The following is a 26,015-nucleotide window of genomic DNA, read 5'->3' on the forward strand; positions in this document are numbered from 1 at the left end:
AGTTGACTAATTATGCACAAAAATGTGCGTAATTATTTCGTCCTTTTTCTGACCCTCTTGTGCAGTGCTCAGATCCTCAGGCATTACTCAACTAAAGTTAGCTTGTAAATTGCCTAAAGTTATTCCAAAACTTTTGCAAGCATGACCACTACCCCCACCGCGCGGCCCCCTGGGACCGGCGCAGGCCCGCTGTACGGGCTCGTATTTCTGCTTTGCCTGCTCGGGGCAGAGTACTACCTGCTCACGCACCGCGGCCTGGCCACCGTGCCGGCACGGCAGGAGCAAGCAGCGCCGGCCCGGCCCGCTGCGCCAAAGCCGGGCGCTGCGACTCCCCCGGCTGCCGGTGGCCAGGCCATCGACCCGTTGGGCGGGCTGATGAGCGGCGACATAATGAGCGGGTGGGAACCCAAGCTGCAGGCCCAGGGCGAGCAGCTGCTCGCCTACGGGGCAGGCAAGGCCTTGCGGGGAGTGCTGCTGCTGATCAGCGTCGCGCTCATCTTCATCCAGGCACCGCCGCCGCAGCGCCCGGGCAAGCCCCGGCGCGTACCGCGTGACCCCGAGCAGGTGCGCGGCCCCATCATCGGCATGGCCGCCGTCGGCTTGCTGGCCGGCGTGGGCCTGCTGCTGGTCGATGGCGCCACCGGCCAGTTGCTGGAGTGGGGCTACCCGGCCGCGGCGGTTATCACCTTAGGCGCGGGCTTTATCGCCGGCCAGCTGAAGGCCACCACCAAGGAAACCGGCGACGGGCTGACGGCCGAGCGGCTGCGCATCGATACGCCCTACGGCATCGTGCTGCCGGTGCAGGGCAAGCGGTACATCAACGTGCCCAACCCGTTCCGGGGCGTGCTGGTGCTGGGCGGGGCCGGTGCTGGTAAGTCCTACTCGGTGGGCGAGCCCATCATCGAGCAGTTCGTGGCCAAGGGCATGTGCGGGCTCATCTACGACTTCAAGTTTCCGGTGCTGGCCGGCGCCGTGCAGAAAGCCCTGGTGCACGCCGGCGACCAGGCCGAGCACCTGACGCACCACGTCATCAACTTCGTGGACATGGAGCGCACGGAGAAAGTGAATCCGCTGCGGGCGGCTGACATGCCGGCCATCTCCTACGCGATGGAGTACTCCAAAACCATTCTGACCAACCTAAGCCCGGCGGGGGCCAAGGGCGGGGACAATTTCTTTACCGACAGCGCCGAGCAGGTGTTTACGGCCGTCATCTGGTTTTACCGCAACAACTACCCCAACCTCTGCACCATCCCCCACGTCGTGGCCACGGTGCTTTCCCCCGATATTCTGCACGTCCTGAGCATGCTCAGCAAGGACTCCGAAGCACGGTTGTTGGTGCAGTCCATCATTACCGCCGTCGAGAACAAAGCCGACAAGCAGCTCGCCGGCATCATTGCGTCGCTGCAGCAGGCCGTGGCCAAGATTGCCACGCCGGAAATCAGCTGGGTGCTGGCCCCGGACGAAGCGAAAGGAGAAGGCTTCTCGCTCAACCTGAACGACCCCAAGGCGCCGCGGCTGCTGACGGTCGGTAACGACCCCACCCTGCGCACGACGTTTTCCCCGGTCATTGCCTGCATCGCGGCCGTGGCGCTGAAGCTGATGAACCAGCAGGGCAAGCACCCGTCGTTCGTGCTGGTCGATGAAGGCGCTACCATCTACGTGCCGGGCCTGGAGGTAATACCGGCCACCGCGCGCAGCAACAAGGTCGCGATGGTGTATATGACGCAGGACATGGCCCAGCTCAACGACGCCTACGGCAAGGACAAGGCCCAGGTACTGGTATCCAACCTCAACAACCACTTTTTCGGCAAGGTCAACTCGCTGGAAACGGCCCAACTCATCTCCAACATGGTGGGCAAGGAGGAAAAGGAAGTCGTTTCGGTCTCGGCCGGCAAAAGCATGGGCGGGGGCAAGGCTTCCGGGGGGCGCAACCTGAGCCAGAGCGTCAGCCTGCAGGAGCGCCAGGTCGTGCGCACCCAGGACGTCTACAACCTGCAGCAGGGCGAGTTCGTCGGCCAGGTGGTCGAGGCAACCCAGGTGTTCTTTCAGGGGAAGATCCTGCGCACGGAGCTGGAGGGGAGTTTTCCCATCGAGCCGTTGGCCACGTTCGGTTACGGCGAAGGCTACCCGACGCCCGAGCAGCAGGCTTTCGTGCTGCGGGCCCGGGCCAACACGATGGCCGAGCTGAACCAGCTGGGCGGGGTAACGCCCACCCAGGAGACGCCGGCGCGCAAGACCGGGCGCACCGACCGGCAGGAGCGGCCGGTACCCGCCAACGCCCTGCAGGCCGTCGTACGCGCCAACCACGAGCGCATCACGCGGGACGTGATGGACGTACTGGGACAGTACAGCAATTATCTTAACCCCCGCAAGTCTACTTTCAACGACCCCGAGTAATGTCTTCCTTTTTCCCGACCAACAGCTACTCGGCCGCGGAGCTGGCCGCCGAAGCCCTCGACGCGGCGAGCTTGCAGCCCTGCCGTCACTGCCAGCAGCTCACGCCGCAGCAGATTCACCAGGTGCTGCACCAGCTCACGCCGGCGCTGAGCCTAGTGCAGGCCCGGTGCCAGAGCTGCCGGCGGAAGCACTGGTTGCTGCTGGCCGGCTGAGGCCCCGCGCCCGCCTGTATGAGTAACAAAAAACCCCGCTGCGCACCAAGCCAGCGGGGTTTTTTGTAATATGCCGCAAAGTTCAATTAAAACTTAAGTAAATGTCGATGGAACCCACTCAAGATGCGCCCGAAACCGCTCCGGGCACCGGGGCGGCAGGGACGCCCCCGTACCCGCCCATAGACGAGGCATCGATGACCAAGCTGCTGAGCAACCCGAACTACACCGAGAAAGACCGGGAAGTACTGCAGCGGATGGGCCGGGGCGAAATCAGCCGCGACGAGGCCGCTGCGCTGATCACCCAGAACGTGAAGGAGGATAACGAGCGCCGGCGCAACAACGCATGACCTACTTCGAAGAGCAGCGGTACGGGCCCGTCGTGCCGGAGAACAAACTGAAAGAAACGGCGGCCACCGACCTGCAAAACTTCGAGGCGCGTGCCGGTGGCTTTCGCCGGTGGGAAGTTGAAGTGGGGCAGGTCAGCATACCAGGTCAGTTCGACGCGGCGCACTTCAAGGCCCTGCACGCCCACGTCATGAAGGACGTGTACCAGTGGGCCGGCGAGACGCGCACCGACCAGAACATCGAGCGGGCCCGGGTGCACGAGCACAACCCCAAAGTTTACGAGGACCGCATTCACTACGCCCCGGCCGAGCAAGTCGACAAACGGCTCGATGAAATCAGCGAGCAGCTGAAGCGCGACAACGGCCTGCGCGGACTGGGCAAGGAGGAATTCGTCGCGGGCGCGGCCCGCTACTTCGACCAGATCAACCACGTTCAGCCCTTCCGCGCCGGCAACGAGCAAACCATTATGACGGCCGTGGCCCTCATTGGCCAGGAAGCCGGCTACAAAATCGACTTCGACAAGGTCCGGGGCGAGGAGCTGCGCAAGGCGGGCGACCAGGAGTTGGCCCGCACCAGCGGCGAGCAGCAGCCGGCGCTGCAGGGCTTGCGAAACGTCTTCAGCCGCATTACCGAGCCGGCCGAGGGCCGCGAGGCCGAGCTGCGCCGCAGCCCGGAGCTGGCTTCGGTGGCCGCCCCTACGTTGCTGGAGCACCAGCGCGGCGCGGAGCGCGACTTTCAGCAGCACGGCCGGCGCCTGGGAGAGGAATTCGCGTTTCAGCAGGTACTGGGCGGCCACGGCCGCGAGCAGGCGTTGGCCGTCTCAAAGGCGCAATTCGAGGTCGAGCGCGGCCGCAACCTGGACGAAAACCTACCGGTGCTGCGCAGCATGGCCGACTCGCTGGAAAAGTCGGGCAAGGTGGACATGGGCGAACTGCGGGACTTCCGCGCCAGCATGGACCGGCTGCAGGAGTTGGAGAAGCCCGTCAAGCAGGAGCAGGCCAAGGAGGATTTTGCGCGCTACACGCCCATCGTGGCCGGCCAGTTGCGGGATGTGAACCAGCACGAGGATGCCGCGACGCTGGAGCGGCTGCAGGGCATCGTGCAGCGGGAAGGTAAACTTACCGGCAAGGACGTCGATGCCTTCGACCAGGCCATCGGCAAAGGGAATCTGCTGGTGGCTGATCGGACCGCCCTCGACAAACTGGGCAAGGCCGGCGACGTGGTAGCGGTGCAGGCCGGCAAGTCCGACCGCGGCAACGAGCGCAGCGCCGGGTGGGATATGGAACGCTGACGAAGCGCCAGCCGCCGAATTGCACCGAAACAGCCGGTGTGGTGCCCGCGCACTACACCGGCTGTTGTTTTGCGGGGCATGGGAAGGTGAGCTTAGAAGGGCCGTGCGGGGCAATTTCAGGCCCGTGGTGCCAACATCAGCCTCTAAGTGGTGTGTTTGGCCATGTCAAAGGCACTTCTTAAGCCGATGTGTGCGGGCCACGCATACGGCCGAAAAACCGTAGGATTAAATAAATTTGAACCACCCTAAACCTTGCCTATATTTGCCAACGTTAGAGGGGCAAATAGCAGCCCTTCAAACGCACAAATAGCGGGGCCAAACCCGAAGGTTTAACCCCGCTACTTCCTACTTCAAGTAGTGCGAAAGCAGCAGGTCAACTGCGTACTTCAACACTACTCCGAGTGCAGGCCCCCATACGGGACTGCTTTTCCGCAGGCTGCCGAATAGGCGAGCCAGCTTGCGTCTAGCACGGATTTCCATTTTGCGTCAGGAAAAAGGTGTCCATCACACACCCACTTCCTAAAGCCCCGACAGCGCCAACTGCCGGGGCTTTGCTTTTTAGGGCTCAGCTTTGGCGGGGTGACTACCGTGCTTGGAAACGAAGATACTAGGTAGCTGCAGGGGAAACGTCGAGCCCAGCATTTAAATCTGCTGGCAGCGGGAGCATAACGATACCTGGCCGAGCAAGACAAAAGCGGCCCGGGCTTGCTCACCGGGCCGCTCGGGATAATGCGTCATAGCTCTGGCTGCATGTCGCCATGCAGTAAAATCGAGTCCAAGCGTGACTTTGTCGTGTGTGGGCCCGTCTGGCGGATATGATTGCGCAGCAGCTCCACGCGGTTTCGGAACGCATCAGCTGATAGCGGCTCATGCGCGGCGGAAGTCGAGTGGTCCAGGGCATCGTAAACTGACGGCGCCTTGAAGAGCACGATGGACCCTTTCAGATAGCGCAAGACGAGGCGGGCGGATTTCAGATATTCGCTTTCTTCCTCAAATCGATTATCAAAGTCTTGTGGCGGCAGGTATTGACCTGGGGCAAGTTCGGTTAGGCGTTGGTAGTAACCATTTCCCTCAGGCTGAGATTCAGGTACTGCTGGCAGTGCGCCCAGCTCAATCCGGAAGTAGCACCACTGGTAATCGTTTCGGTCTCCGAAGCTCTCGAAGCTCAGGTTCGCTACTTGGCAAATCCATACCTGAGAGCCCAAATAGAGTTCTGTAAGGCCAGTACTGCCATTGGGTTGGGCTCCTGATAAATTAAGGCCGCCGTGCGTAGGCAGGAAGGCATAGTGAAGTTGTGCAGCCGTACCCAGGTGATTCAGGACGGCACAGATTGCGGCTTGGTCGTCCCAGCTGGCGCGGGTGGGCAGCCCGTGAGGGAATAGCGCGTCGAGCAGCTTTATCCATTCACCGCGGCTTTGGGTCTGAAATTCGGTAATGTTCTGCATGCGGAAAGGAAATGTACGGGCACCCAAGTTGGCGTTATTACCCGGAAGATCCGCACGGATCAGATGAGGGAGCAAACGAAAACGCCCGGCCTTGGGGGGCCGGGCGTGTCAGACTGCAACCAGGTCTGCAGCGCTGCTATTCAGTCTGCACCACAACCGAAACCATCGGGGTGTTGTATTTGCCGTTTTTCAGCGGATTGTGCCGCGTCCAGCCGTAGCCGTCGCTGCCCTTGAACCAGGTGGAGTTACCTTCGGTCTCGGCCGAGGCCAGCAGCGGAAACTCGTTGAGCTTCGAGGCCACGTAGGTTTTCACGTCTTCCTTAGTGGAGGCCAGCACGACCATTGCCGTACCCTTGCCGCGCGTCGGTGCGGAAATGTCCACGAACTGCTGATCAGCGACCGAGGCCACGCCCTCGATGTGCACGAACAGGCCGTTGGCCGGCATCGGAACGTTGTACGAGGAAACATCCAGGCTGAGCAGTCCTTTCGGCGTAGCGGCCAGTGTGGCAGCGCTGACGATGAGGGGTTCCGGCAGTAGGCTGGGGCCCACCGGCACAGCCGACGGATTGGCCGTCGGGGCGGCATACAGCAGAATGCGCAGGCCGCCGTGCTTGATGTTTTTCGCGTCCATCTGCAGCATGATTTTGCTGAGCACGCCGGCGCCGCTGTTAGGCAGGGCTGGTACCAGGGCAGCGATGTTGACCGAGGGAATCAGCAGGTAGCCGTGAGCTTTGCTGAATTTGAGGCCCAGCGCATTCAGGCTCACCTCGCGCTGCGGGCGGATGGTCACGCCGGCCAGCTGCTGGGCCACCGGTGTTAGGAACAGCGTATCGTTCTGGCCCGGCCGCAGGGCCCGGGTGTAGTCGCTAGGCACGTAGCCAATCGACGTCAGGCGAACCTGCACGCGGTCTTTCTCTACGTTGGATAGCTGGAAGGCGCCGGCGGCATTAGTCACCAGCGTGGCATTGTGCGCCACGTCGTGCACCGTCACGCTCGGCACCGGCCGGCGGGTTACGGCGTCGACGACAATACCTTGGTATGAGCCGCCCTGATCAGAGTTGGAGGCCAGTATGGCGGAGAGGCTGAGAAGTAGAACAGAAAGCATCGTAGAAGGAAAAGATTGGAGTAGGACCTAACCACCTTACAAAGAAACGAAACCGAGCGGTTGGGCCCGGTTTCGTTGAACTGCAACAGGTGGTCGAAGAGCTTAGTCGCACAGAGCCGAGTTCGGCACGTCGCCGCCGGTCTGGATCGGCACGCCGAAGAAGTAGTAGACCGTGTGGGCGCTGCCGCCGGAGCAGGCGACGTCGGAGCCGAACCAGCGAGCCTCGGCTTTGTTGGCGGGAGCCGAAGCCAGAACGGCACCCATGGCCAGGGCACCAGCAACAGCGAGTTTACGGAAGGACTTACGCATAAAAAAAGAAGAAAGTGGAGAGATGCCTACTCTGTTCGCTTTTCGGCTACCGCGTCCCGATTGGGTAGCCAAATATGAGAAGCACATACGAATTAGTAAAACTTTGCTTGAACTTTATTTTAGTTACGAGTGAGTTTTGATTGAACTGTATAAAAACTATAAAAAAGTTTAGGGGCTCAGGTTGCTGGCAGCTAATGACTTAAAGTAGTAGGCTGACAATGAAGCAGTATATGCTCGTTGTCAGCGGTGGCTGGAAGAGCCGCTAACCCGTACCTTAGCACTGATTCTTTCGGATTGGAGGTATTTCAGGCCGAAAGATTGGCTCCTCTTCCTGCAGCAACGGCAACGCCCGCTCGACCTGAGCGGGCGTTGTTTTTTGGTGTGTTTTGCACTGCTTTTAACAATGGAGCGACTTGGTCGAGCAGCTAGTTTTGTTTTCGAAAACTATGCTGTGCTTCCGACGCCAACAGCAGTTGCAAGTCCACCGGAATAGGCATAGGCTGTTCAGGAGAGACGTTGGCTCCGCCGGTATTCCCGGTGGGCACGCGGCCGAACATGGACATAAAGAATCCAAACACGATACGCGGCACCTGCCCCAGGATTTCGTGCATGTCGCGGGTGCGCCAACCGTGGCGCAGCATGAGCAGGTGTGTATACGTATGCGGTAGTGCCCAGCGCTGGCCCAAGATATGGGCGCGTTCTAAGTGACGAAACGCAGTTGTGGGCTCTCGGCGGTTGTACGCAGCCTGAGCAGCCTGCAATTCGGCTTCGTAATGAGGGCGGAGATACGCCGGCAGCCACAAGGTCTTCATGGGTCAGAACTTTATGCGTTGAATGCGAACGGCGTTCAGGATAGCCAGCAGTGCTACCCCCACGTCGGCAAACACGGCTTCCCACATCGTGGCTAGGCCGCCTGCACCAAGTGCCAGCACGACGGCCTTCACTCCGAAGGCAAGCCAGATGTTCTGCCACACTACCGAGTGGGTAGCGCGGGCAATGCGCCGGGCCGTGGCAATCTTGCTCGGGTGGTCCGTCTGGATGACGACGTCGGCCGTTTCGATGGTGGCATCGGAACCCAGACCGCCCATGGCAATACCCACATCGGCCAGTGCCACGACGGGGGCATCGTTCACCCCATCGCCCACAAAGGCCAGCTTGCGTCCTTCCGCTTTGTACTGCTGCACGTAGCGCGCTTTGTCCTCGGGGAGCAAGCCCCCGTGGGCTTCGCTGATGCCCAGTTCCTGCGCCACCCGTTGCACGATGCTGTCCTTGTCGCCCGAGAGCATGACGAGTTTGGTGATGCCGTCCGATTTCAATTCCCGCACGGCCTGCGCTGCGTCGGGCTTGGGCGCGTCGGCCACGGTTAGGTAGCCGGCGTACTGTCCATCGACCGCACCCACCACGATGCTGTCGACGACCTGGTCCACCTCGGCCGGGTAGGCGACATCAAACTTGCGCAGCAGCTTGGTGTTGCCGGCCAGCACGTCACGGCCGTCTACCCGTCCACGCAAGCCGTGGCCGGCTATTTCCTCGACGTTTTCCACCGCCACGCCCGTTGCGGCAGCGCCCACGTGTGTCACGACGGCTTTGGCAATGGGGTGCGTCGACTTGGTCTCCAGGGCGCCCACCAGCCGCAGCAGCTGTCCCACGTCCGCACCCGCAGCCGGCTGTACCTGCTGCACGGCAAACACGCCCTGGGTGAGCGTACCCGTCTTGTCCATCACCACGGTGTCCAGTTCGCGCATCACGTCCAGGAAGTTGGACCCCTTGAACAAAATGCCGGCGCGCGAAGCCGCGCCGATGCCGCCGAAGTAACCCAGCGGAATGCTCACGACCAGCGCACAGGGGCAGGAAATGACGAGGAACACCAGGGCGCGGTACAACCAGTCGCGAAAGACGTAGTTCTCAACCACGAAGTAGGGCACGAGCACCAGCAGCGCGGCCAGGGCCACCACGATGGGCGTGTAGGTTTTGGCGAAGCGGGTGATGAATTGCTGCGTCTTGGCCTTGCGCCCCACGGCATCCTGCACCATCGACAGGATTTTCGAGAGCTGCGTGTCCTGGAACGCGGCCGTAACCTGCACGCGGGCCAGCGTTTCGAGGTTGATCATGCCGGCCAGCACCGTTTCGCCGGCCTGCTTGGTCTGGGGAGCGGATTCGCCGGTCAGCGCGGCGGTGTTGAACGACGCGGCCGGCGTCTGCAGCGTACCGTCCAGAGCTACTTTCTCGCCCGGCTTTACCTCCATCAGGTCGCCGATCTGCACCTGCTCGGGCGCCAGCACCAGGTTGCTGCCGTTACGCACGATGGTCACTTCGGTGGCCTGAATCTCCAGCAGCGCCCGGATGCTGCGCTTGGCCCGGTTCACGGCCGCGTCCTGGAACAGCTCGCCCACCGTGTAGAACAGCATTACGGCGACGCCCTCGGGGTACTCACCAATAGCAAATGCGCCCAGGGTAGCGAGGCTCATGAGCAGAAACTCATTAAAGATGTTGCCCGACGGGACGCTCAGCACGGCCGCTTTCATCACCTTCCACCCCACGAGCAGGAAGGCCACGCCGTACCAGAGCAGGCGCACGTACCCGGCGAACCACGTCACATCGAAGTAGTTAAGGGCAATGCCGCTGAGCAACAACGCTAAGCTCACCCCCGGCCACAGATAGGGGCTGCCGTCGCCTGCTCCGTGGTCGTGGTCGTCGTCATCTTCCGCGCCGTGGTCGTGGCCGGCATGCGCGTCCGGCTTGGTGTTTGCGGCCGGGGCGTGGTCGTGACCCGGTACGTCATGCCCTTGCGGGTGGGCGGCTGCGTTGGGCGTAAGCTGCTCGCGGTTGAGGGCGCCCACGTTTGTGAGGTTCACCTGCTTGGCGGTGTTGAGTTCCTCGTTGGTGTTCTGGGATGAAGGATCAGGCATGGGAAGTCAGCAAGTAGAGTCCAAGGGGAAAGGTGGCGTAGTGCCGCGGCCGGTTACCCGTGCACGAAGAAGCCCGCGACGCCCACCAGCACGAGGACCGCACCGGTCAGCTGACGTTCGTGCTGGGCTAGGTCGGCCAATGGCAGTCGGTGCAGGCCGTGGTAGCCCAACGAGACCAGCGTGCACATGGCGGTGAGGGTCGTTAGGAGGTAGAGGCCCATGAGGAGCGCCAGCACGAATGGGCCACGGGTGCCAGCGGTCAGGAAAAAGGTTTGGATTTCCAGGCAGGGAGCGAGAAACATGGTGGCGGCCAGCCCGAGCACCACCCGTCGCCGAGGGCCGCGGGACTCTACGGGCTGCGGGTCGGGGTGCGTATGCCCGGCACCAGAGAGGGCGTACGCCAGCCCGATGACAATGAGCAGCGTTGGGGCTACCCACGCTGCTGCCTGCTCGAACCGGGCCGACAAGCGCCAGCCAAGCAGACCGAGCGCCAGCCCGATGCCCACGGTGCTCAACACATGGGCGAGTCCCGCCACGGCTGTCACACCCACGGCCCGCCGCAACGACCACCGCTCGGCGCGTGCTACGGCTAGTGCCGGCGCCCAGTGGTTGGGGATGGCAGCGTGCAGCAAGCTGAGCAAGAAAGTGCCGGTGAGGAGTTCGAGCATGAGCGGGCAGTAATGGCGTGCACGGTCGGTAACGCAGGCAAACCTAGCGACCCAAGCCGTGCAACGATATTGCATTGTTTCAGCGGGCAGAGCATCGGTCGCAGAGCCCTTTCAGCACCACGCCCATGTCCTGCACCTGAAACGCAGCCGGCACCTGAATGGGCGGAATGGCGACGTCGGGCAGGCAGATGGTCTGCTGGCAGCGCTGGCAATGGAAGTGTACGTGCAGGTCGTGGTGCTGCCGCGGGGTACACGCGTCCTCACAGAGCGCGTACTTGACGGCCCCACTGCCGTCTTCGATGCGGTGCACCAAACCCTTGTCGGCGAAGGTCTTTAGGGTGCGGTGCAGCGTGATGCGGTCGGCGTGCTCCATCTGCTGTTCCACGTCGGCCAAGCTGACGGCTGCCGTTTGCCGCTGCAGCAACTCCAGCACCAGCAGGCGCATCGCGGTGGGCGCTATCTGCTTCGCGGTAAGGCGGGTTTCGAGTGGGTGGGCCATGCGTAACAGGTTTACTCTTCCTCCTCTTCCGCGTTCTTGAGCTTGCCCAGCAGCGAGTACGCCCCGTCGGTGACAAAGGTGGTGCTGGCCGATACCCCAGCGGGCAACTGCACTTCCGTGTAGCCGTCCTCGCTGCGGCCCAGCGTCACGGGCACCATGCGGTAGCGGCCGGCAGCTTCCACCGCGAAGGCGTAATTCTGCCCCGCAAACCGTACCAGCGCCCCGTTGGGCAGGGTGGTGGCGTCGCTGCGCCCGGTTTCGATGGTGGCACGCACGTACAAGCCCGGCAGAAGCGCCGGGTCATTCTCTTGATCGAGATGGCCGTGCACGCGGACGGTGCGGTCTTCGCCGATGGCGCGGCCCACCAGGTACACGTAGGCCGTCCGCTCCCGTGGACTTTCTACCGAGTCACTGGCTAATGTGAAGCGAATCAGTTGCCCTTTCTGCACCCGCGCTACGTCTTTCTCAAAGACAACCAGCTCTACGTGCAGGTGTTCGGGGTCGACGATTTCAAACAGCGGTTCGGTGGCCGTCACGCTCTGGCCCACCGTCACGTTGACGGCCCGTACAAAACCTGCTCGTGGCGCCCGCAGCGCGGCGGTGGGTACGATGGCTCCGCCCAAGGGCAGCCCGGCGATGCGCAACTGAGCCGCCTGTGCGTTGAGCTGCACCTGCAGCGCTTCGGCTTCGGCTTGGGCGCGCTGGTAGTTTTTCAAGGGCGCCACTTCCTGCTCGTACAGTTCGCGCTGCCGGGCCAGTTCGGCATTGGCGAACTTCAGCCGGCTGCGCAACTCCAAGTACTCCTTCTGCAGAGTCACGAACTCGGGATTGCGCAGCATGGCCAGCACTTCGCCCTTGCGCACCCGCGTACCCTGCAGCAATTCCGTGCTCTGGATGTAGCCCCCGAGCGGGGCCGTGATGGACACCGCGCTTTCCGGCGGTACGTCCAGCGTACCGTTCACCGCGAGACCCGACCCCATCGGACGGTCTTGAATACGCCCTGTTTTCAGGCTGGCGGCTTGTTGCTCGGCCGGGGAAAGCGTCACCACGTCGGTGGCTTCTTCGGCCTCGCTGGTTCCTTCCTTTACTTCCGTCGCTGCTTCCGTGGGTTCGTTCTCCGCGGTTTCGCGTTTGTCGGCGCCACAGCCGGCCAAGGTCAGGCCCAGCAGCAGCGCTAGAGTTGCTAGCTTATGCATGGTTGAGGGAAAGACAGACTACTGCGCAGCGGTGCCGAGCAGGTAGTCCAGGTCGATGACGGTTTGGTTGTGCTGCAGCACGGCGTCGAGGTAGGCCGTGCGCACGCTCAGGGCGCGCTCCAGGTTGAGCAGCAACTCGGAATAGGTGGTTTCGCCGGCTTTATAGGCGCGCTGGCTCAGCCGCACGATGACGGCCGCCTGGGGCAGGGCCGTCTGCTCGTAGAACTGCACCCGCCGCTGCTGCTCCTGCAGGCGCGTGCGCAGCTCGTCCAACTGAGCTGTCGCGTCGGCCCGGTAGCGCTGGTAGGTCGCCGTCGCCGCCTGCTCTTGTAGCTTCGCCGCCTGCACGCGGGCACGTTGCGGACCCCGGATGAGCGGGATGGCGACGCCGGCCTGCACGCTCTGGAATCGGTCGCCTGGGCCGTAGGTCACGGCGCGCCCGTCCTCTTGGTAGGTACCGCGCAGCGACTGGTTGGTGTAGCCCACGGTGACGTCGGGCAGCCCGCGGGCCTGCTCCACGCGCGTTTCGGCTTGCCGCTCCGCTATCTGCTGCCGCAGCACGCGGGCTTGGGGCGTCGCGGCGAGCAGGGCCGTATCAGCAGCAGGTACAGGAAGCAGCTGCAGCGTGCTGTCGGCTACGACGACAGGCTGCAGGGCCTGCAGCAGCGCCTGCAGTTGCCGTTGCGCCACGACGAGGTCGGCCCGGCTCTGCGCCAACAGATTCTGCGTCTCGCCCTGCTGGATGATGGCGTTGGCTGGTTCCAACCGAGCGACTTCCCCGGTCTTGAAGCGCAGTTGCGCCGACCGCAAGAACTCGGCGTAGATGCTGTCCTGGCCGCGCAGGGTGCGTAACCGATGACGGGCGTACACGGCCTGCTCGTAGCTCCGCCGAACTTGACGACGAAGCTCGGCCTGTACTTGCGCCAACTGCTGCTCCCGGCCCGCAATCTGCGCCTGACTCAGCCCCGCTTGCGCTTTGTAGTAGCCGGGCAGCGCGATGGACTGGGCGACGCTCAGCACGTTGTCGCGCTCGGGGGAGTTGACCTGACCGTAGGTGCCCAGGACGGTGGTTCTTCCCACATCGTACGCGGTCCGGCGCAGAGCCTGCTGCGCTTCCAGGGAGCGTTGAGCGGCCTGCACGGTGCCGTTGGCTTGCAGCGCCTGCGTCACGGCTTGGTTGGCGGTGAGAGGCCCCTGCGCCCAAGCGGAAGCCGTGCTCAACAGGCCGCCACCGAGCACCAGCAGCGTTACCAGTAAGGGAGCAGGCACCGGGGTCGTAGCGGCAGGCTGCGGGGCTACCTGCGTTTCATTGCGCTCCGATAAGGCATAGAGCGCCGGCAGCACCAGCAGCGTGAGCAGCGTCGCGGTGACGAGCCCGCCTATCACGACCGTAGCCAGTGGGCGTTGTACCTCCGCCCCGGCCGACTGAGCCAGCGCCATCGGCAGAAACCCGAGCGAGGCGACCGTCGCCGTCATCAGCACCGGGCGCAGGCGCACTTCGGTCCCGCGCAGAATCCGCTCCCGCAGGTCCGTGACGCCTTCGGCTTTGAGCTGGTTGAAGTAGCCGATGAGCACGATGCCGTTGAGCACCGCCACCCCGAAGAGGGCGATGAACCCCACGCCGGCCGAGATGCTGAACGGCATGCCGCGCAACCACAGCGCGACCACGCCGCCGATGGCCGAGAGCGGAATGGCTGTGAAAATCAGCGCGGCCTGCTTGAGCGAGCGGAAGGTGAAGAACAGCAGCACGAAGATGAGCCCTAGCGCCACCGGCACGGCGATGCTCAGCCGCTCGGTGGCCTGGCGCAGGTTCTCGAACTGCCCGCCGTAGGTGGTGTAGTAGCCCGGCGCGAGCTTCAGCTGCCGGTCTACTTTGCTGCGCAACTCCTGCACCACGGTTTCGACATCGCGGCCGCGCACGTTGAAGGCCACGGTGATGCGGCGTTTGGCGTCGTCGCGTTGAATCTGATTGGGGCCTTCCTGCAGGTCCACGGTCGCGACCTGCTCCAAGGGCACCTGCTCCCCGGTAGGCGCAGCAATGAGCAGCTGGCGCACGTTGTTGATGTTTTGGCGCAGCTCGGGCCGGAGCCGGAGCACCACGTCGAAACGGCGTTCCTGCTCGAACAGCTGCCCGGCGCTTTGCCCGGCGAAGGCCGTCTGCACGGTGCGGTTGACTTCGTCGGCGTTCAGCCCGAAGCGGGCCATGCGGTTGCGATCCAGCTTCACCACGATCTGCGGCAGCCCGGTTACCTCTTCCACGTACACGTCCTCGGCACCTGGTACTTGGCGAACCAGTGCGGCGGCCTGCCGGGCGTACAACGCCAGCTGCTGCAGGTCCTCGCCGTAGATTTTTAGCACCACGTCCTGCTTGGCCCCGCTGATGAGCTCGTTGAAGCGCATCTGGATGGGCTGCTGGAAGCCGAACGTGACGCCAGGAATGACGCTGACGGCTTCGGCCATCTTCTCGGCCAACTCCTCGCGGGTGTCGGCCGACGTCCACTGCTCTTGCGGCTTGAGCACGACCATCACATCGGCTGCTTCCACCGGCATCGGGTCGGTAGGTATCTCAGCCGCACCAATCTTGGCTACCACTTCCTTCACCTCGGGGAACTGCCGCTTCAGGATGGCGGCGGCCTGCTGGCTCTTGTCAACGGTGTAGCTCAGCGACGAGCCGGTAAGCGTGCGCATCTCCACGGCGAAGTCGCCTTCGGTGAGCTGCGGGATAAACTCGCCGCCCAACGTGCGGAACAGCAACAGCGCGCCCCCGAACAAGGCGACGGCGGTGGTCAGCACGACGGCTTTGTGACCGAGTGCCCACGTCACCAGCGGCCGGTAGCGGGCTTCCAGCCAGCGCATCATCCGGTCGGAGAAGGTCGTCTGGTACCGCGTGTCCCGGCTGAGGGCCAGCGCCGACATCATGGGCACGTAGGTCAGCGACAGGATGAAGGCACCCAGGATGGCGAAGGCGACCGTCTCGGCCATCGGGCGGAACATCTTGCCCTCGATGCCGGCCAGCGCCAGCAGCGGCAGGTACACGATGAGAATGATGATTTCCCCGAAGGCGGCCGAGGAGCGAATCTGGGAGGCGGCCTGGTAGGTCTCGTCGTTCATTTCCTGCTGCGTCAGCCGCCCACCGGCGGCGTGGCCGGGCGCGTGGCCCGCGTGCAGGCGGTGCACAATGGCTTCCACGATGATGACCGCCCCGTCGACAATCAGCCCGAAGTCGATGGCACCCAGGCTCATCAGGTTGCCCGACACGCCGAACAGGCGCATCAGGCTGATGGCGAAGAGCATGGAGAGCGGAATCACGGAGGCTACTACCAAGCCGGCGCGCCAGTTGCCCAGGAACAGCACCAGCACGAAAACGACGATGAGCGCACCCTCGATGAGGTTCTTGCTGACTGTGTGGATGGCGCGGCCCACCAGGTCGGAGCGGTCCAGGTAGACGTCGATGGTGACGCCCTCGGGCAGGGACTTGCGCACCGTCGCCATGCGCTCCTTCACCGCTTGAATGACCTCATTGGCGTTGGCGCCCTTGAGCATCAGTACAATGCCACCGGTGACCTCGCCCTCGTCGTTGCGGGTCATGGCGCCGTAGCGAACGGCCGAGCCCAGGCGAACCTCGGCCACGTCGCGCACCAGCACGGGCAACCCGCCTTGGGTATTGCGCACCACGATGTTGCCCAGGTCGGCGGCATTCTCGGCCAAGCCTTCCGTGCGGATGAAGTACGCCGATGGTTTTTGGTCGAGGTAGGCGCCCCCGGCGTTCTGGTTGTTGCGCGAGACGGCCTGGTAGACCTGGTCCACCGTCACGTGCAGGGAGCGGAGCCGGGTCGGGTCCAGCGCAATTTCGTACTGCTTGAGCTGGCCGCCAAAGCTGGCGACGTCGGCCACGCCGGGCGTGCCCAGCAACTGCCGCCGCACAATCCAGTCCTGAATCGTGCGCAGCTCGCGGGCGTCAAAGCGCTTCTCGTAGCCGGGCTTGGGGCGCACCAGGTACTGGTACACCTCGCCCAGGCCGGTGCTCACGGGTGCCAGTTCGGGTCGGCCGATGCTCTCGGGAATTTGGCTTTCCGCTTCCCGCAGCCGCTCGGCTACTTGCTGGCGTGCCCAGTAGATATCAATCTTGTCTTCAAAGACGATGGTGACCACGGAGAGGCCGAAGCGCGAGAACGAGCGCACTTCCTCGCGGCCCGGAATGGTAGCCACGCTCTGCTCGATGGGGAAGGATACCAGTCGCTCGATGTCGCCGGCAGCCAGCGACGGGGCCACGGTGTAGACGACGACTTGGTTGGTGGTGATGTCGGGTACCGCGTCAATCGGCAGCCGGCTCAGGGAGTAGCCGCCCCAGGCGACCAGCGCCAACGTGAGCAGCCCGATGATGAGCTTGTTGTGGATGGAAAAATGAATCAGCCGGTCGAACATACCGCTGCATGGGGCTAAAGTCTAACGCTTCCGTAAAGGCCCTGCTGCTCAGTGGTTCCAGCTGCACCAGCGGGAACGCCGAGGGAACGCACCCCGGTTTGGCATCATGCACCGAAGCACGACGAGCTCAGCGCACCAAGCCGCCCATTGAGGGGGGTAAGCAGGAAATGAAGGGAAGGGTTAGGCCCGCGGCGGTTGCCACACGGCCTTGGGTGCCTGCGTCAAAGCAGCCACGACGAACTGCGCGTGGCGGGTAGCAGAGCCCCAATCAGGCAGCTGTTCTGCTACCGGAGGACGAAGCACCGTTGCCGGCACCACCGCCCCGCCGCAGCAATGGCATTGACACAGCGGTGAACACCAGTCGCCCAATTCGCCGGCGGCACAGTCAGCGTGCGAAGCGGCGGCAACGACAGTCTGCGTCTGGTCATTGCACGCGACAGCCTCGTCGGCGCAGCTCATGCACGCGAGGAAGGCGAAGTAGACGGCGAAGAACAGAGCGAGCAGACGCATGTAGGGCAAAGGTAAGTGTCAGGAGACAATAGTTACCCGCGACTATCGGCTAAACGTGAGATTGGTTGCTTGTGTAAGAGCCCCTAGCGTTTAATCAAACAGCCTTTTTTATGTTGGTACTTTGCCGGTCGGCAACAATAGTCAGGTAACGTATAGACTTAACTCTTAACAAAGACCAGCGTTACAAGCCGATGTTCTGAGCGGCGTTATCGGCAATAACGTCGTTGTTGCGCTGGTAGCGTTCCACCATGGCCGTTGATTTATGCTTGGTCTGGTTCATGATGGACTTGGTGTTTTGCCCGGTGCGCACGGCTTCCGTCACGAAGGAGGCCCGCAGGGAGTGCGCTGTAATGCGGTTGCTCCGGTCCCCGGGCTTGCGCGAGTTAACGGTATCGTCCAAGTAGCGCTGCACCAGCTTGTTGACGGCCGCGCCGGCGAGGCGCCGCTCGCTGAGCTTGGGCTGGCTGTGCTTGGAAGCCCCTACCAGGCGCACGAACACGGGGCCGGTGGTGCGGTTGAGTTTGTCGCGCCAGGCCTCGAAGGCGCGAATCGGACACGTCAGCGGCGAAGGGGAGTAGAACAGCGCCTTTTCCTCGCGGTTGCCTTCTTGGTTGGTCTTGGAACGCGGCAGGGTGACGACGAGGGCGCCGTCGCGCAGCTCGAAGTGTTCCAGATCCAGGGCCACCAGCTCGGAGCGCCGGAATGCGCCGCTGAAGCCGATGAGCAGCAGGGCCCGGTCGCGCAGGCCCTGCAGCGTCGAGGTGTCGATGCTGGCCACCGTCTTTTTCAACCGCGCTACCGTAAAGGCTTTGGCCTGCCGCTGGGTCTTGCCCACCTTCCGGTTGATGCCCTTCAGTACCACGGCGAGCATCGCGTCTTTCGGCGGCAGCAGCCCGGCCAGCTCGTGCGCTTTGTTGATGGCCGCTACGCGCCGGTGAATGGTGCTGAGCTTCTTGCCGGACTCGGCCAGGGAGGCGGCATAATCGGCCAGCACCGCCGGCGTCATCGGCAGCAGCGGAGTGCCCGGGTGTTTGGTCCCCAACCAGGTAATCACCTGCTTTAGATCCGACTGGTACGCGCGCTGGGTATTGGCCGCTCCGTGCAGGCCGGCGTGCGCGTAGCTGGCTGTCGTTTCGTCCAGGCCCTGGTACGAGGCCGGTAGGAGCGGGGCAACAGCAGTCGAGGGAAGCAGATCAGCCATGAAAACAAGAGGGGGCTGTAGGGGGAAAATGGAAAACGGCCGCTAGGCCGTCGTTGTGGAGGAAGCAGAGCTGCGGGGCTCGAAAGCATCCCGCACTTTGTTGCGGCGCATCCGGTGCACCCACGTTCCGCCCACAAGCAGGCCCAGGCCCCACGAGAGGTAGAGTTGAAGGGGAAAGCCCAGCGCAGAGGGCTGCGGCTCGTAAAACGACCAGGAGGCCAGCAGCAGCGCGCCCAGCAGGCCCAGGCCGACAACCGCCAGTTTGTTCTGCGCCTGGGTGTAGCGGAACAGCACCAGGCCGGAGGCCTCGCGCACCAGCACGACGAGCAGCCCCAGCGTCACCATCCACTCGACGGGAAAAGGCGGCAGGCCACCCAGCGCGTCGCGCATGAGCACCAGCGTAGGCACCCCGAGCAGCACCAGCCACCCAGCCCGCAACAGCAGGAAGGTGCGGTGGTTGTAGCGCAGGCCTCCGGCAATCCGGTAAGCGTAGTGCAACAGGCCCACCTGAACGGCGGCCACTACCAGGGGAAGAAGAATCAGGAGCAGGTCGGGCTGTAACATGGCCGGAGGCAGGTAACGAAGGTAAACAATCAAATAATTATCGGTCCTTCATATATGCGCAAATAACATGCCTTAGATAGCGTTTTTGCGGGTTTTTCGGGCCAATAACTGAACTTTTTTTGCATTGTTTCCAGTGCCGGCGCGGCTTATAAAACCTATTAGTTCAGCCAGGAAAACACCTGGTCGACGCGCACGGGCAAGGACTGGTAGACGAGCAGCGAGGCGCCGAACACCAGGGCAACGATGCAGATAATCACGGCCACCAGCCGAGCTGGTTGGTGCAGGTGCCAGGGCAGGCGCTTGATCATCACGCTCAGGTACTGCATCAAGGCGACCGACAGGACGAAGGTGCTCACCAGCAGGTGCAGCAGCACCAGCAAGTGAACCGCGCCCAGGCTGAGCCGGGGCAGGGTGGTGCGCAGGGCCGCGTAGAGCAGCGGCAGCGCCATGCTGGCCAGGGCCCAGTAAGCGCGTTTGGTGGGGCGCAGTTGCTGCGCGGAGTTGAGGGCAAAGAACATAGCTGGAAGAAATTAAGGTTGGCGAAGTCGAGAGGTGCCGCGGGTGTGCGGAGGGTATTTGCGCCGGTGGCGCGGGCTGCGTGCGCGGCCGACGAGCAGGACCAGGCCCGCTACGACGGCAGCACCCAGTGCCCAGGGCGCCAGGTGCTGCGGTGCAGGAAGCAGAATCAAGGCCCAGCTCATGTCCTTACCAGCCGAGCGGGCGTAGACGGTACCAGAGGCGCAGCGCCGTATCGGCTGCTAGTACCAAGCTTAGCACTACCCAAGTGACGCCGGCCGTCACGCTGGCCAGCAGCTGCCAGGTCGGCGACACGAACGAGCGAAACGTGAGCAGTACCACCAGGGAAAAGACGATGGCGCCGGCCAGCAGCCGGAAGGTCCAGCTGGGCAGCAGCTTGGGAGCTGGGTGCAGCAGCAGCAGCACGCCGGCCAGGACGGCGACCTGCAGGCTGGAAGCCAAGGAGAGTTCGGAAAGTGCGTCGAGGTGTTCCATCATCGGAAAGACTTGTGAGGGTGGTAGAATTGAATCGTTGAGTAAAGGCGCCGGGCACGTAGCCTTGCTAGCCCTGGCCATCTGCCTGGTGCGAGCGGGGATGGAGCAGCAGCGCCGTCAGGGTGTAGACCAGTAGGGCCAGCGGCAGCACGGCCACCACCAACAGCAGGAAAGCCGGCTCGCCGCTGAAGCCGCCCACGGCCAGGCCCAGGGCTGCGGCCACGCCCCACAAGCGGCGGTGCCGGCGTGGCGCGTAGGCCCGCCCGAAGAGCACCAGCTGCACCAGCAGCAGCCCGCCCGAGAACAGGACCACCGCAATCAGGTAGGATTTCAACCAGAGCATGAGCAGGCGCGGCTAGGGCTCCAAGGGAAATTCACGCCGGCGGAACTCCTCGGGAATCTCATCGAGCAGCTCGCCGACTTTGCTGGAGCAGCCCCAGGCCTTGGCCAGCTTGGTGCCGGCCTGCTTGAAGAAATAGGCCACGCCCATGTCGCCCCAGTAGTCGCGCAGCTGCCGCGCCCAGTCTTCCTGCATCAGGCGGGCCTGCGGGCCGGATTCGCCGCCGACAATGACCATGTGGATCATCTCGTAGGGCATCCAGTCGAGCTTGTAGTCGCTGCGGCAGTTCGGGCAGTACTGCTCCGATTCCCACACGCCGGCGGTGCACCGCTTGCACATAAGCAGGTCTTCCTGCTCCTGATCAGGCAGCCGCCGGGTGCAATCAACCAGCGGGTAGGGAATGCTGGAGAGCAGCGGCTCGTAGCTGATGAACCGGGTCTGCGCCGGGATGCGCAGCAGGTCCACGACGCGCGCCCGGGTCTTGTCGTCCTCGATGGTGGCGCCTACCCAGACGTTGTCCGGCAGCTGACCGTACTTGTTGCGCCAGTAACCGGTGCGCGGCAGCATGGCCATAACGTTTTCCGGGCGTTTGGTCAGGAACTGCCAGATCAGATGCTCTTTCGTTTGCTCGACCAGCGGCCAGAGCCGCGCCCGGGCGGCTTCGAGTTGCGGGTCATCGAGAAACAAATCCGTCATCGAGGAGCAAAACACCTTGCGCTGCACCCCGGCCTGTTGGGCCTTGCGGAACCAACGCAGGGGTTTTGCCCAGTTTTCGTCGCTGAGCAGCCGGCGCTCTTTGCCGGGGCCGAACACGTCGAAGCCCCAGCGCGTGGCCAGCGTCTCGGCGTAGCAGAATTTGCAGCCCTGGGAGACTTTCTCGCAGCCCCAGTCGATGTTGAACGTGTGGTCGCACCACTGTATGCCAGTGACTTCGCCCATAGCGGTCCTTAGTGAGAAGTGGTAAGTTGACGGGGGCGGCGGTCGATGACGCGCCCTTTCCGGTCGCGTTTGAAGCCTGGCAGCGGCAGCAGCAGCACGTCCCGCTCGCCGGAGCGCTGGGCCGAAAACACCTGCTCGTAGTAGCCCGAAAAGGCCACCCGGATATCACCCCCGCCGGCGGGCACTTCCAGCAGGTAGCCGCCTTCCGCGTTGGTGATGCAGAGATATTTTGGGCTGCCGGCCAACGTGACCGTGGCGCCGGCCAGCGGGAGGCTGAATTCGTCGACGACTACGCCCGTCAGCGTGAGCCACGCCGGCGGGGTATCTGCCGCGTCCGTGGCCGGGGCAGGCGTCGCGAGCGAATCGGCCTGCTGGGCCTGGGCGCTGGCCGACGGCGACCAGGTAAGCAAGCTGGCCAGGGCAACCAGCGCGAAGGGGAATTGGGGCATAGGGAGAAATAAGGCGGGGTGAATCAGCGGGAGTAAGTCGGGCGCACGGGCGCATCGAGCAGCGGCAGGATCTGCAGCAAGACCGCCGCGTCGGGCCGGTGCGCCGCCGCGGCCGGTGAGAGCAGCCACCGGGCGGCGACGATGGCCCCGCAGGTGGCAATGCAGCTGCCTTGCTCGTAGAGCGTCTGCAGCTGCTGCACCTGGTCGTTGTAGCCGGCCAGCACCGGCAGCAGCTTGGTCAGGGGTTGCGCCATCAAGGCCGAGAGGTGTTGGTCCGTCGGCGCCGTGGGCAGCTTGTCCTGCAGGAGTTGGCGGCCGGCGCATACCAGGGCTTCGCCCGAGCAGTTGAACCAGGAATTGGCTGTTTTCATGGCGTTTAGGAATTGGTGGCAGTAGGGGGAAAGGGCGGCCGAAACGGCGGCTGCACGACGCGCCAGCGGATGCGGCGGCCCGGCACGACGAAGCGGCCGGCGCCCTGGAGCTCGACCAGCACCGAGCCGTTGCGGCCGCGTTGCCAGGTGCCGCCGGGGCTGAGCACCGGGCGCAGCAGCAGGCCCCGCAGGCACGGGGCCGTGTGCTGGTCGCCCTGGTAGGAGTAGTGACGCACGACGACCATAGCCTCAGGCAGCTTGGAGGAATATGTCGCCTTGTTCCCAGCGGTGCACCACGCCCCGCCGCAGCTTGGGCAGGCGCTTGCCGCGCCAGCGCTCCAGTACCGGGCCCATGGCCCGCGCCAGGGCGGCGGCCACGGCCGGTACGACGGCGTTGCCGAGCATCTTCTTTTGCTCCGTCACCGTGCCCAACAGGTGGTAGTCGGCCGGGAAGCCCATGAGCAGCTTCAGCTCATCCACCGTGAGCATGCGCATGAACACGTCGGTAATGCCGCATTCCAGGCAAAACGCTTTCAGGGCCAGCATGACGGCCGAGTCGCCGGGTTGCGGCAGCAGCTTGCTCACGCCCTCGCAGCTGACCTGCGCCAGGTACGGATGCCGCCGGGAGGCCAGCACTGTGCGCGCCGGCAGATCCAGGCCGCGCGGGGCGTTGGTGAACTGATGGGCGAAGAGAAACGCCACCTTGGCTATCCGGTCCTTCGTGGTGACCGTCGCGGCGGGTTCGTCCATGTGCCGGAACCCCCCCTTGCGGTAGTAGGTCATCAGGAACTGGTTGCCGCCGTTGCTGAGCACGGCCAGCGCCGGCCGGCGGAGCGAACGGACCGACCGCGCTTCCGAGTCGTTGGCGCGGGTGCCGTTGTTCTGGTAGATGACCTGCTCGACGTGCAGGGCCAGGCGCAAGCTGGCCCGGTCCACCTGCCGCCACGGCACGCCCCAGCCGGCACTCTTTTTCCCTACTGCCCGCGCTACTTCGCGCTGCAGGCCTTGGTGGATGCGGCGCAGGGTGTTGTCGGCCAGCGGGTCCGGCCGGGTGCCGCGCTTTTTGCTGGTGCGGGTGCGGTTGAAGATGCTGCGGCCGCGCTGCTGCAGCTGCAACACTTCCCCGGCCCCGCGCCAGCGCGGCAACCCGTTCCGGCCGAACTCATCGTGCGTCGGTTCGGGCCACACGATGGGCATTTCGCCCCGGGTGAAGATGGAGAAATACCGCAGGCGCGACTGCGGCGCCCCGTAATCGGCGGCGTTGAGCAGGCGGTACTCGTAGTTGGTGTACCCCATTTCCTGCATGGCCCGCAGCCAGCGGCGGTAGTATTCCCCTTTGCGAGCCTTGTCGGGCACGAGCGGCACGTCCCATTCCTGGGTTTCCTCGTTCCAGACCCGCACGATGTTGCCCTGCTTGTCGCGCTTCTCCGTCAGCGGGCCCCAGTCGCGGTATTCGCGCACGTTCTCGACGTACACGACTTCCAGGTTCAGCGCGAAGCAGAAGCGGGGCATCTGCTCGGCGTGGGCGCGCTCCTGCTCGTTGCAGGGCCGGCCGCCGCGGGCGATGCTGAAGAACACGCAGGAGGGTGAAAACCAGCCCACCCGCGCCGTAGGCAGCAGTTTCGGGCTGGCTTTGAAAATGTCGGCCCGGACGTGGCGCACGCCCTGGAAGTTGAAGCGGTGCGTGTCGATGCAGGTTTGGTTGTGGTTCAGCGCCGCGATGACGTCGAAGCCGCCTTGCTTGCCGCCGAGGGAACCGCCGCCGCCGCCAGCGAAGAAATCAACCATCGTCGGCTTGTCGCCGGCGACAAAGCGTTGGAGCTGGCCCGCTGCCTCAGAGCACACCATCTATATAAGGAGTAGAAATGAGCAATCGGGACAGGTTAGGCGGTAGCCGTTTCCGCCGGCACCGGTGCGCCCGGAGCCACGCGCAGGGTCGCGGCACAGGCCGAGCAGAGGTCGGGTTCCACCCAGGTCAGGAAGGGGCGCGCGTCGGGCGACGTGCTGAGCACGTCCAAGTCTACTTGCCCGCAGCTGCGGCAGCACTGGTCGGTGCTCAGGTAGAAGGCGCCGGCTGCCGGGGTGACGTAGGAGTTTTGCCCGTTCTCGGTGAGCAGCACCGGCTGCGGGGTGCGCAGCCGCTGCAGGCCGAGCAACGGCATGAGTACTTCGGGGTGCGGCCCCGCCAGGGCCATCGAGTCGAGCTGGTCGGCCGGAACCGTATTCAGAATGTGCTCAACCAGGGTACGCCAGGTATGCTGCATGTCTGGGAAGGTGAAGTGGACGAGGCGAAGCGGTGGGATGCAAGCGGTGTTGCATCAACTAGTCGGGTTTCGCATTATTTACCCGAGTCAGTGAGGCGGATTTTGCGGCGGGCGGCGGCGGGTAACAAGGCTTGATAACTCTTAATTATCGACCCTTGTTAGGAACCATTAAAGCCGCGCCGAAGCGCGGCTTTAAATCGTCCATCTACTATATAAACTACTGCCCCCGGTTGCCTTTTTCACACCGTAATTACCGTGGGCAATTCAAAGATAGGAAGTTATTTCAAAGTTCAAGCAAAACTCAACAAAAATTAAATCATATAGGCCCGGCTACCCGCCCGGCAGCGGTAATATTGCAGCAGCGCTACACGCCTTATTGACCGCTCCAATGCCGCTGTTTGCTTTCCTCTCGATGTTGTGGCTGACCGGGCCTGCCAGCCCCGCCGCTGATCTGTGGCCCCGCCGCGTGCACGTCGCGCCCGGGCGCATGCACCGCGGCCGCACGGCGGCCGTGCGCATCATCGGCTTCAGCGACCAGCCCGTCGAGCTGCGCATCCTAAACTACCAGGGGCTGACGGTCTGGGAAACGCGCCTATTGCCGGCCTGCTACGTGTACCATCACCGGCTGCGGCTGCCGGGGCAACTGGGCCCAGGCAACTACTTGGTACTGCTGCAGGCCGAGGAGCGGCCGTGGCAGGCCCGGACTTGGTTGATGATTAGGTGAATTTTGCGCGAACAGTTGACGTTCTTTGCACTTCCACTACTGTTCACTGCCCATGAGTTTCTTGCAAATGTCGAGCTTCCACCAATGCATAATCTCCAATCAGGAGAACGTGCTGCGGAGCAAGGATGCGTTGTGGCTTACGGTGAAAGACAACACCCTTTCGCTACGGCTGGAGACCCCCAAAACCGGGCGGTCCAACATTGAGCTAACCCCAGAACAGACAGTGGAGCTCATTGAGTGGTTGCAGAACCGGCTTAAAGCCATGAAACCTGTCCAGGTTGCATTGCCCCTGAACCCAACTGCAGCCGAGTAAGCTCCCCATACCTATTGCACCTTGACAACGCCCGGCAGCATAGCTGCCGGGCGTTGTTGCGTAAGAAAGGCGGTACTTTTAATGCCAATGCATCCTTTCGCTAACCACGACGAGCCGGCGCACATCCAGAAAGCCCGCCAGCAATTCGCCCAAACAATGGCCGCGCAGCCCGAGCTGCTGGCCGCCGGCATGCAGGCCCTCGACCTGGCCAGCGCCGCGTTTGTCGACGCGGAACAGGCATTGCCGAAGCTGGAGGCCAGCCGCCGGCGCGTGGCCGAGCTGGAGCAGATCATAGCCAGCACCAAGCACATTCGAAACGGGCGTAAGAACCGCAACCATAAGTGGCGCCAGCAGCTGCGGAAACTGCGCTCGATCCTGACCAGCGCCACGGCGTCGGATAAGAACAAGATCCGCTCGCTGCTGAGCACTATCGATTTTTGGTTGGCCACAGGCCAAGCCCGTGAATCAGCTGTCCCCGACGACTCAGCTAATGCACCTGCCTCACCAACGGAATAGCGAGAAGAATCA

At 63.5% G+C, this 26,015-nt stretch carries 28 protein-coding genes; 7 read left to right on the forward strand and 21 right to left on the reverse strand.

What is annotated here, in order from left to right:
- Positions 1-141: 141 nt before the first annotated feature.
- The 4 genes from FDY95_RS23175 to FDY95_RS23190 all read left to right on the forward strand — a co-directional run bounded on the left by FDY95_RS23175 (position 142) and on the right by FDY95_RS23190 (position 4,245).
- Positions 142-2,397, forward strand: a complete 2,256-nt coding sequence (locus FDY95_RS23175; RefSeq protein ID WP_138081597.1) for a TraM recognition domain-containing protein — start codon at positions 142-144, stop codon at positions 2,395-2,397.
- Positions 2,397-2,609, forward strand: coding sequence for a hypothetical protein (locus FDY95_RS23180; protein ID WP_138081599.1), 213 nt, complete (start codon positions 2,397-2,399; stop codon positions 2,607-2,609). Before FDY95_RS23175 ends, FDY95_RS23180 begins: the two co-directional genes overlap by 1 nt.
- Before the next feature lie 107 nt (positions 2,610-2,716).
- The gene (locus FDY95_RS23185; RefSeq protein WP_138081601.1) at positions 2,717-2,956 is read left to right on the forward strand and encodes a hypothetical protein; all 240 of its coding nucleotides are present in this window, start codon (positions 2,717-2,719) and stop codon (positions 2,954-2,956) included.
- Positions 2,953-4,245, forward strand: a complete 1,293-nt coding sequence (locus FDY95_RS23190) for a Fic family protein (protein WP_138081603.1) — start codon at positions 2,953-2,955, stop codon at positions 4,243-4,245. The genes FDY95_RS23185 and FDY95_RS23190 overlap by 4 nt, the downstream gene beginning before the upstream one ends.
- Positions 4,246-4,979: 734 nt before the next feature.
- On the opposite strand, the gene FDY95_RS23195 is transcribed toward FDY95_RS23190, so the two are convergent.
- The 21 genes from FDY95_RS23195 to FDY95_RS23290 all read right to left on the reverse strand — a co-directional run bounded on the left by FDY95_RS23195 (position 4,980) and on the right by FDY95_RS23290 (position 24,450).
- Positions 4,980-5,690, reverse strand: a complete 711-nt coding sequence (locus tag FDY95_RS23195) for a hypothetical protein (protein ID WP_138081605.1) — start codon at positions 5,688-5,690, stop codon at positions 4,980-4,982.
- A gap of 136 nt (positions 5,691-5,826) precedes the next feature.
- Entirely contained in the window at positions 5,827-6,795 is a 969-nt protein-coding gene (locus FDY95_RS23200; protein WP_138081607.1) for a carboxypeptidase-like regulatory domain-containing protein, read from the reverse strand.
- Between the two features lie 102 nt (positions 6,796-6,897).
- On the reverse strand, positions 6,898-7,104 hold the full coding sequence (locus FDY95_RS23205; protein ID WP_138081609.1) for a hypothetical protein: 207 nt from the start codon (positions 7,102-7,104) through the stop codon (positions 6,898-6,900).
- 425 nt (positions 7,105-7,529) lie between these two features.
- On the reverse strand, positions 7,530-7,916 hold the full coding sequence (locus FDY95_RS23210) for a DUF3703 domain-containing protein (protein WP_138081611.1): 387 nt from the start codon (positions 7,914-7,916) through the stop codon (positions 7,530-7,532).
- Positions 7,917-7,919: 3 nt separating this feature from the next.
- The gene (locus FDY95_RS23215; RefSeq protein ID WP_138081613.1) at positions 7,920-10,013 is read right to left on the reverse strand and encodes a heavy metal translocating P-type ATPase; all 2,094 of its coding nucleotides are present in this window, start codon (positions 10,011-10,013) and stop codon (positions 7,920-7,922) included.
- Between the two features lie 53 nt (positions 10,014-10,066).
- Positions 10,067-10,681, reverse strand: a complete 615-nt coding sequence (locus FDY95_RS23220; protein ID WP_138081615.1) for a hypothetical protein — start codon at positions 10,679-10,681, stop codon at positions 10,067-10,069.
- 79 nt (positions 10,682-10,760) lie between these two features.
- On the reverse strand, positions 10,761-11,180 hold the full coding sequence (locus FDY95_RS23225; protein WP_138081617.1) for a Fur family transcriptional regulator: 420 nt from the start codon (positions 11,178-11,180) through the stop codon (positions 10,761-10,763).
- 11 nt (positions 11,181-11,191) lie between these two features.
- Entirely contained in the window at positions 11,192-12,376 is a 1,185-nt protein-coding gene (locus FDY95_RS23230; protein ID WP_138081619.1) for an efflux RND transporter periplasmic adaptor subunit, read from the reverse strand.
- A gap of 18 nt (positions 12,377-12,394) precedes the next feature.
- On the reverse strand, positions 12,395-16,801 hold the full coding sequence (locus FDY95_RS23235) for a CusA/CzcA family heavy metal efflux RND transporter (RefSeq protein WP_138081621.1): 4,407 nt from the start codon (positions 16,799-16,801) through the stop codon (positions 12,395-12,397).
- A 180-nt stretch (positions 16,802-16,981) separates the two neighbouring features.
- Entirely contained in the window at positions 16,982-17,311 is a 330-nt protein-coding gene (locus tag FDY95_RS23240) for a DUF6660 family protein (protein WP_138081623.1), read from the reverse strand.
- Between the two features lie 181 nt (positions 17,312-17,492).
- Entirely contained in the window at positions 17,493-18,512 is a 1,020-nt protein-coding gene (locus FDY95_RS23245) for a tyrosine-type recombinase/integrase (protein WP_138081625.1), read from the reverse strand.
- 42 nt (positions 18,513-18,554) lie between these two features.
- On the reverse strand, positions 18,555-19,076 hold the full coding sequence (locus tag FDY95_RS23250; protein ID WP_138081627.1) for a hypothetical protein: 522 nt from the start codon (positions 19,074-19,076) through the stop codon (positions 18,555-18,557).
- Between the two features lie 158 nt (positions 19,077-19,234).
- Positions 19,235-19,594: a hypothetical protein gene (locus FDY95_RS23255; RefSeq protein WP_138081629.1), complete on the reverse strand. Its 360-nt coding sequence runs from the start codon at positions 19,592-19,594 to the stop codon at positions 19,235-19,237.
- A 187-nt stretch (positions 19,595-19,781) separates the two neighbouring features.
- Positions 19,782-20,090 (reverse strand): hypothetical protein, encoded by a 309-nt coding sequence (locus FDY95_RS23260; RefSeq protein WP_138081631.1) that lies wholly within the window; start codon positions 20,088-20,090, stop codon positions 19,782-19,784.
- Between the two features lie 64 nt (positions 20,091-20,154).
- Positions 20,155-20,430, reverse strand: coding sequence for a hypothetical protein (locus tag FDY95_RS23265; protein ID WP_138081633.1), 276 nt, complete (start codon positions 20,428-20,430; stop codon positions 20,155-20,157).
- Positions 20,431-20,442: 12 nt separating this feature from the next.
- Positions 20,443-21,366 (reverse strand): DUF5131 family protein, encoded by a 924-nt coding sequence (locus FDY95_RS23270; RefSeq protein WP_138081635.1) that lies wholly within the window; start codon positions 21,364-21,366, stop codon positions 20,443-20,445.
- Positions 21,367-21,374: 8 nt separating this feature from the next.
- On the reverse strand, positions 21,375-21,815 hold the full coding sequence (locus FDY95_RS26470; protein ID WP_171025818.1) for a carboxypeptidase regulatory-like domain-containing protein: 441 nt from the start codon (positions 21,813-21,815) through the stop codon (positions 21,375-21,377).
- Positions 21,816-21,838: 23 nt separating this feature from the next.
- On the reverse strand, positions 21,839-22,186 hold the full coding sequence (locus tag FDY95_RS26475) for a hypothetical protein (RefSeq protein ID WP_171025819.1): 348 nt from the start codon (positions 22,184-22,186) through the stop codon (positions 21,839-21,841).
- 5 nt (positions 22,187-22,191) lie between these two features.
- Complete coding sequence (locus FDY95_RS23280; protein ID WP_138081639.1) at positions 22,192-22,431, reverse strand: hypothetical protein; 240 nt, start codon at positions 22,429-22,431, stop codon at positions 22,192-22,194.
- A gap of 4 nt (positions 22,432-22,435) precedes the next feature.
- On the reverse strand, positions 22,436-24,034 hold the full coding sequence (locus tag FDY95_RS23285; RefSeq protein ID WP_138081641.1) for a DNA cytosine methyltransferase: 1,599 nt from the start codon (positions 24,032-24,034) through the stop codon (positions 22,436-22,438).
- A gap of 35 nt (positions 24,035-24,069) precedes the next feature.
- On the reverse strand, positions 24,070-24,450 hold the full coding sequence (locus tag FDY95_RS23290) for a hypothetical protein (protein WP_138081643.1): 381 nt from the start codon (positions 24,448-24,450) through the stop codon (positions 24,070-24,072).
- 388 nt (positions 24,451-24,838) lie between these two features.
- On the opposite strand from FDY95_RS23290, the gene FDY95_RS23295 reads away from it, so the two are divergent.
- The 3 genes from FDY95_RS23295 (at position 24,839) to FDY95_RS23305 (ending at position 26,003) form a co-directional block, all read left to right on the forward strand.
- Positions 24,839-25,174 (forward strand): hypothetical protein, encoded by a 336-nt coding sequence (locus tag FDY95_RS23295; RefSeq protein WP_138081645.1) that lies wholly within the window; start codon positions 24,839-24,841, stop codon positions 25,172-25,174.
- Positions 25,175-25,226: 52 nt separating this feature from the next.
- Entirely contained in the window at positions 25,227-25,487 is a 261-nt protein-coding gene (locus tag FDY95_RS23300; protein ID WP_138081647.1) for a hypothetical protein, read from the forward strand.
- 87 nt (positions 25,488-25,574) lie between these two features.
- Positions 25,575-26,003, forward strand: a complete 429-nt coding sequence (locus tag FDY95_RS23305; RefSeq protein WP_138081649.1) for a hypothetical protein — start codon at positions 25,575-25,577, stop codon at positions 26,001-26,003.
- The last annotated feature ends 12 nt before the right edge of the window (positions 26,004-26,015 follow it).

The sequence above is a fragment of the Hymenobacter jeollabukensis genome, assembly GCF_005771675.1.
In the GTDB taxonomy this organism is placed as follows: domain Bacteria; phylum Bacteroidota; class Bacteroidia; order Cytophagales; family Hymenobacteraceae; genus Solirubrum; species Solirubrum jeollabukense.

Coding starts and splice junctions, on each gene's coding strand:
- FDY95_RS26475 (WP_171025819.1), bottom strand. CDS start 22,186: ATGAAAACAGCCAATTCCTGGTTCAACTGCTCGGGCGAAGCCCTGGTA.
- FDY95_RS23285 (WP_138081641.1), bottom strand. CDS start 24,034: ATGGTGTGCTCTGAGGCAGCGGGCCAGCTCCAACGCTTTGTCGCCGGC.
- FDY95_RS23195 (WP_138081605.1), bottom strand. CDS start 5,690: ATGCAGAACATTACCGAATTTCAGACCCAAAGCCGCGGTGAATGGATA.
- FDY95_RS23255 (WP_138081629.1), bottom strand. CDS start 19,594: ATGTTCTTTGCCCTCAACTCCGCGCAGCAACTGCGCCCCACCAAACGC.
- FDY95_RS23180 (WP_138081599.1), top strand. CDS start 2,397: ATGTCTTCCTTTTTCCCGACCAACAGCTACTCGGCCGCGGAGCTGGCC.
- FDY95_RS26470 (WP_171025818.1), bottom strand. CDS start 21,815: ATGCCCCAATTCCCCTTCGCGCTGGTTGCCCTGGCCAGCTTGCTTACC.
- FDY95_RS23290 (WP_138081643.1), bottom strand. CDS start 24,450: ATGCAGCATACCTGGCGTACCCTGGTTGAGCACATTCTGAATACGGTT.
- FDY95_RS23185 (WP_138081601.1), top strand. CDS start 2,717: ATGGAACCCACTCAAGATGCGCCCGAAACCGCTCCGGGCACCGGGGCG.
- FDY95_RS23240 (WP_138081623.1), bottom strand. CDS start 17,311: ATGCGTCTGCTCGCTCTGTTCTTCGCCGTCTACTTCGCCTTCCTCGCG.
- FDY95_RS23245 (WP_138081625.1), bottom strand. CDS start 18,512: ATGGCTGATCTGCTTCCCTCGACTGCTGTTGCCCCGCTCCTACCGGCC.
- FDY95_RS23305 (WP_138081649.1), top strand. CDS start 25,575: ATGCATCCTTTCGCTAACCACGACGAGCCGGCGCACATCCAGAAAGCC.
- FDY95_RS23265 (WP_138081633.1), bottom strand. CDS start 20,430: ATGCTCTGGTTGAAATCCTACCTGATTGCGGTGGTCCTGTTCTCGGGC.
- FDY95_RS23300 (WP_138081647.1), top strand. CDS start 25,227: ATGAGTTTCTTGCAAATGTCGAGCTTCCACCAATGCATAATCTCCAAT.
- FDY95_RS23260 (WP_138081631.1), bottom strand. CDS start 20,090: ATGATGGAACACCTCGACGCACTTTCCGAACTCTCCTTGGCTTCCAGC.
- FDY95_RS23270 (WP_138081635.1), bottom strand. CDS start 21,366: ATGGGCGAAGTCACTGGCATACAGTGGTGCGACCACACGTTCAACATC.
- FDY95_RS23225 (WP_138081617.1), bottom strand. CDS start 11,180: ATGGCCCACCCACTCGAAACCCGCCTTACCGCGAAGCAGATAGCGCCC.
- FDY95_RS23175 (WP_138081597.1), top strand. CDS start 142: ATGACCACTACCCCCACCGCGCGGCCCCCTGGGACCGGCGCAGGCCCG.
- FDY95_RS23220 (WP_138081615.1), bottom strand. CDS start 10,681: ATGCTCGAACTCCTCACCGGCACTTTCTTGCTCAGCTTGCTGCACGCT.
- FDY95_RS23250 (WP_138081627.1), bottom strand. CDS start 19,076: ATGTTACAGCCCGACCTGCTCCTGATTCTTCTTCCCCTGGTAGTGGCC.
- FDY95_RS23230 (WP_138081619.1), bottom strand. CDS start 12,376: ATGCATAAGCTAGCAACTCTAGCGCTGCTGCTGGGCCTGACCTTGGCC.
- FDY95_RS23235 (WP_138081621.1), bottom strand. CDS start 16,801: ATGTTCGACCGGCTGATTCATTTTTCCATCCACAACAAGCTCATCATC.
- FDY95_RS23210 (WP_138081611.1), bottom strand. CDS start 7,916: ATGAAGACCTTGTGGCTGCCGGCGTATCTCCGCCCTCATTACGAAGCC.
- FDY95_RS23200 (WP_138081607.1), bottom strand. CDS start 6,795: ATGCTTTCTGTTCTACTTCTCAGCCTCTCCGCCATACTGGCCTCCAAC.
- FDY95_RS23205 (WP_138081609.1), bottom strand. CDS start 7,104: ATGCGTAAGTCCTTCCGTAAACTCGCTGTTGCTGGTGCCCTGGCCATG.
- FDY95_RS23215 (WP_138081613.1), bottom strand. CDS start 10,013: ATGCCTGATCCTTCATCCCAGAACACCAACGAGGAACTCAACACCGCC.
- FDY95_RS23280 (WP_138081639.1), bottom strand. CDS start 22,431: ATGGTCGTCGTGCGTCACTACTCCTACCAGGGCGACCAGCACACGGCC.
- FDY95_RS23295 (WP_138081645.1), top strand. CDS start 24,839: ATGCCGCTGTTTGCTTTCCTCTCGATGTTGTGGCTGACCGGGCCTGCC.
- FDY95_RS23190 (WP_138081603.1), top strand. CDS start 2,953: ATGACCTACTTCGAAGAGCAGCGGTACGGGCCCGTCGTGCCGGAGAAC.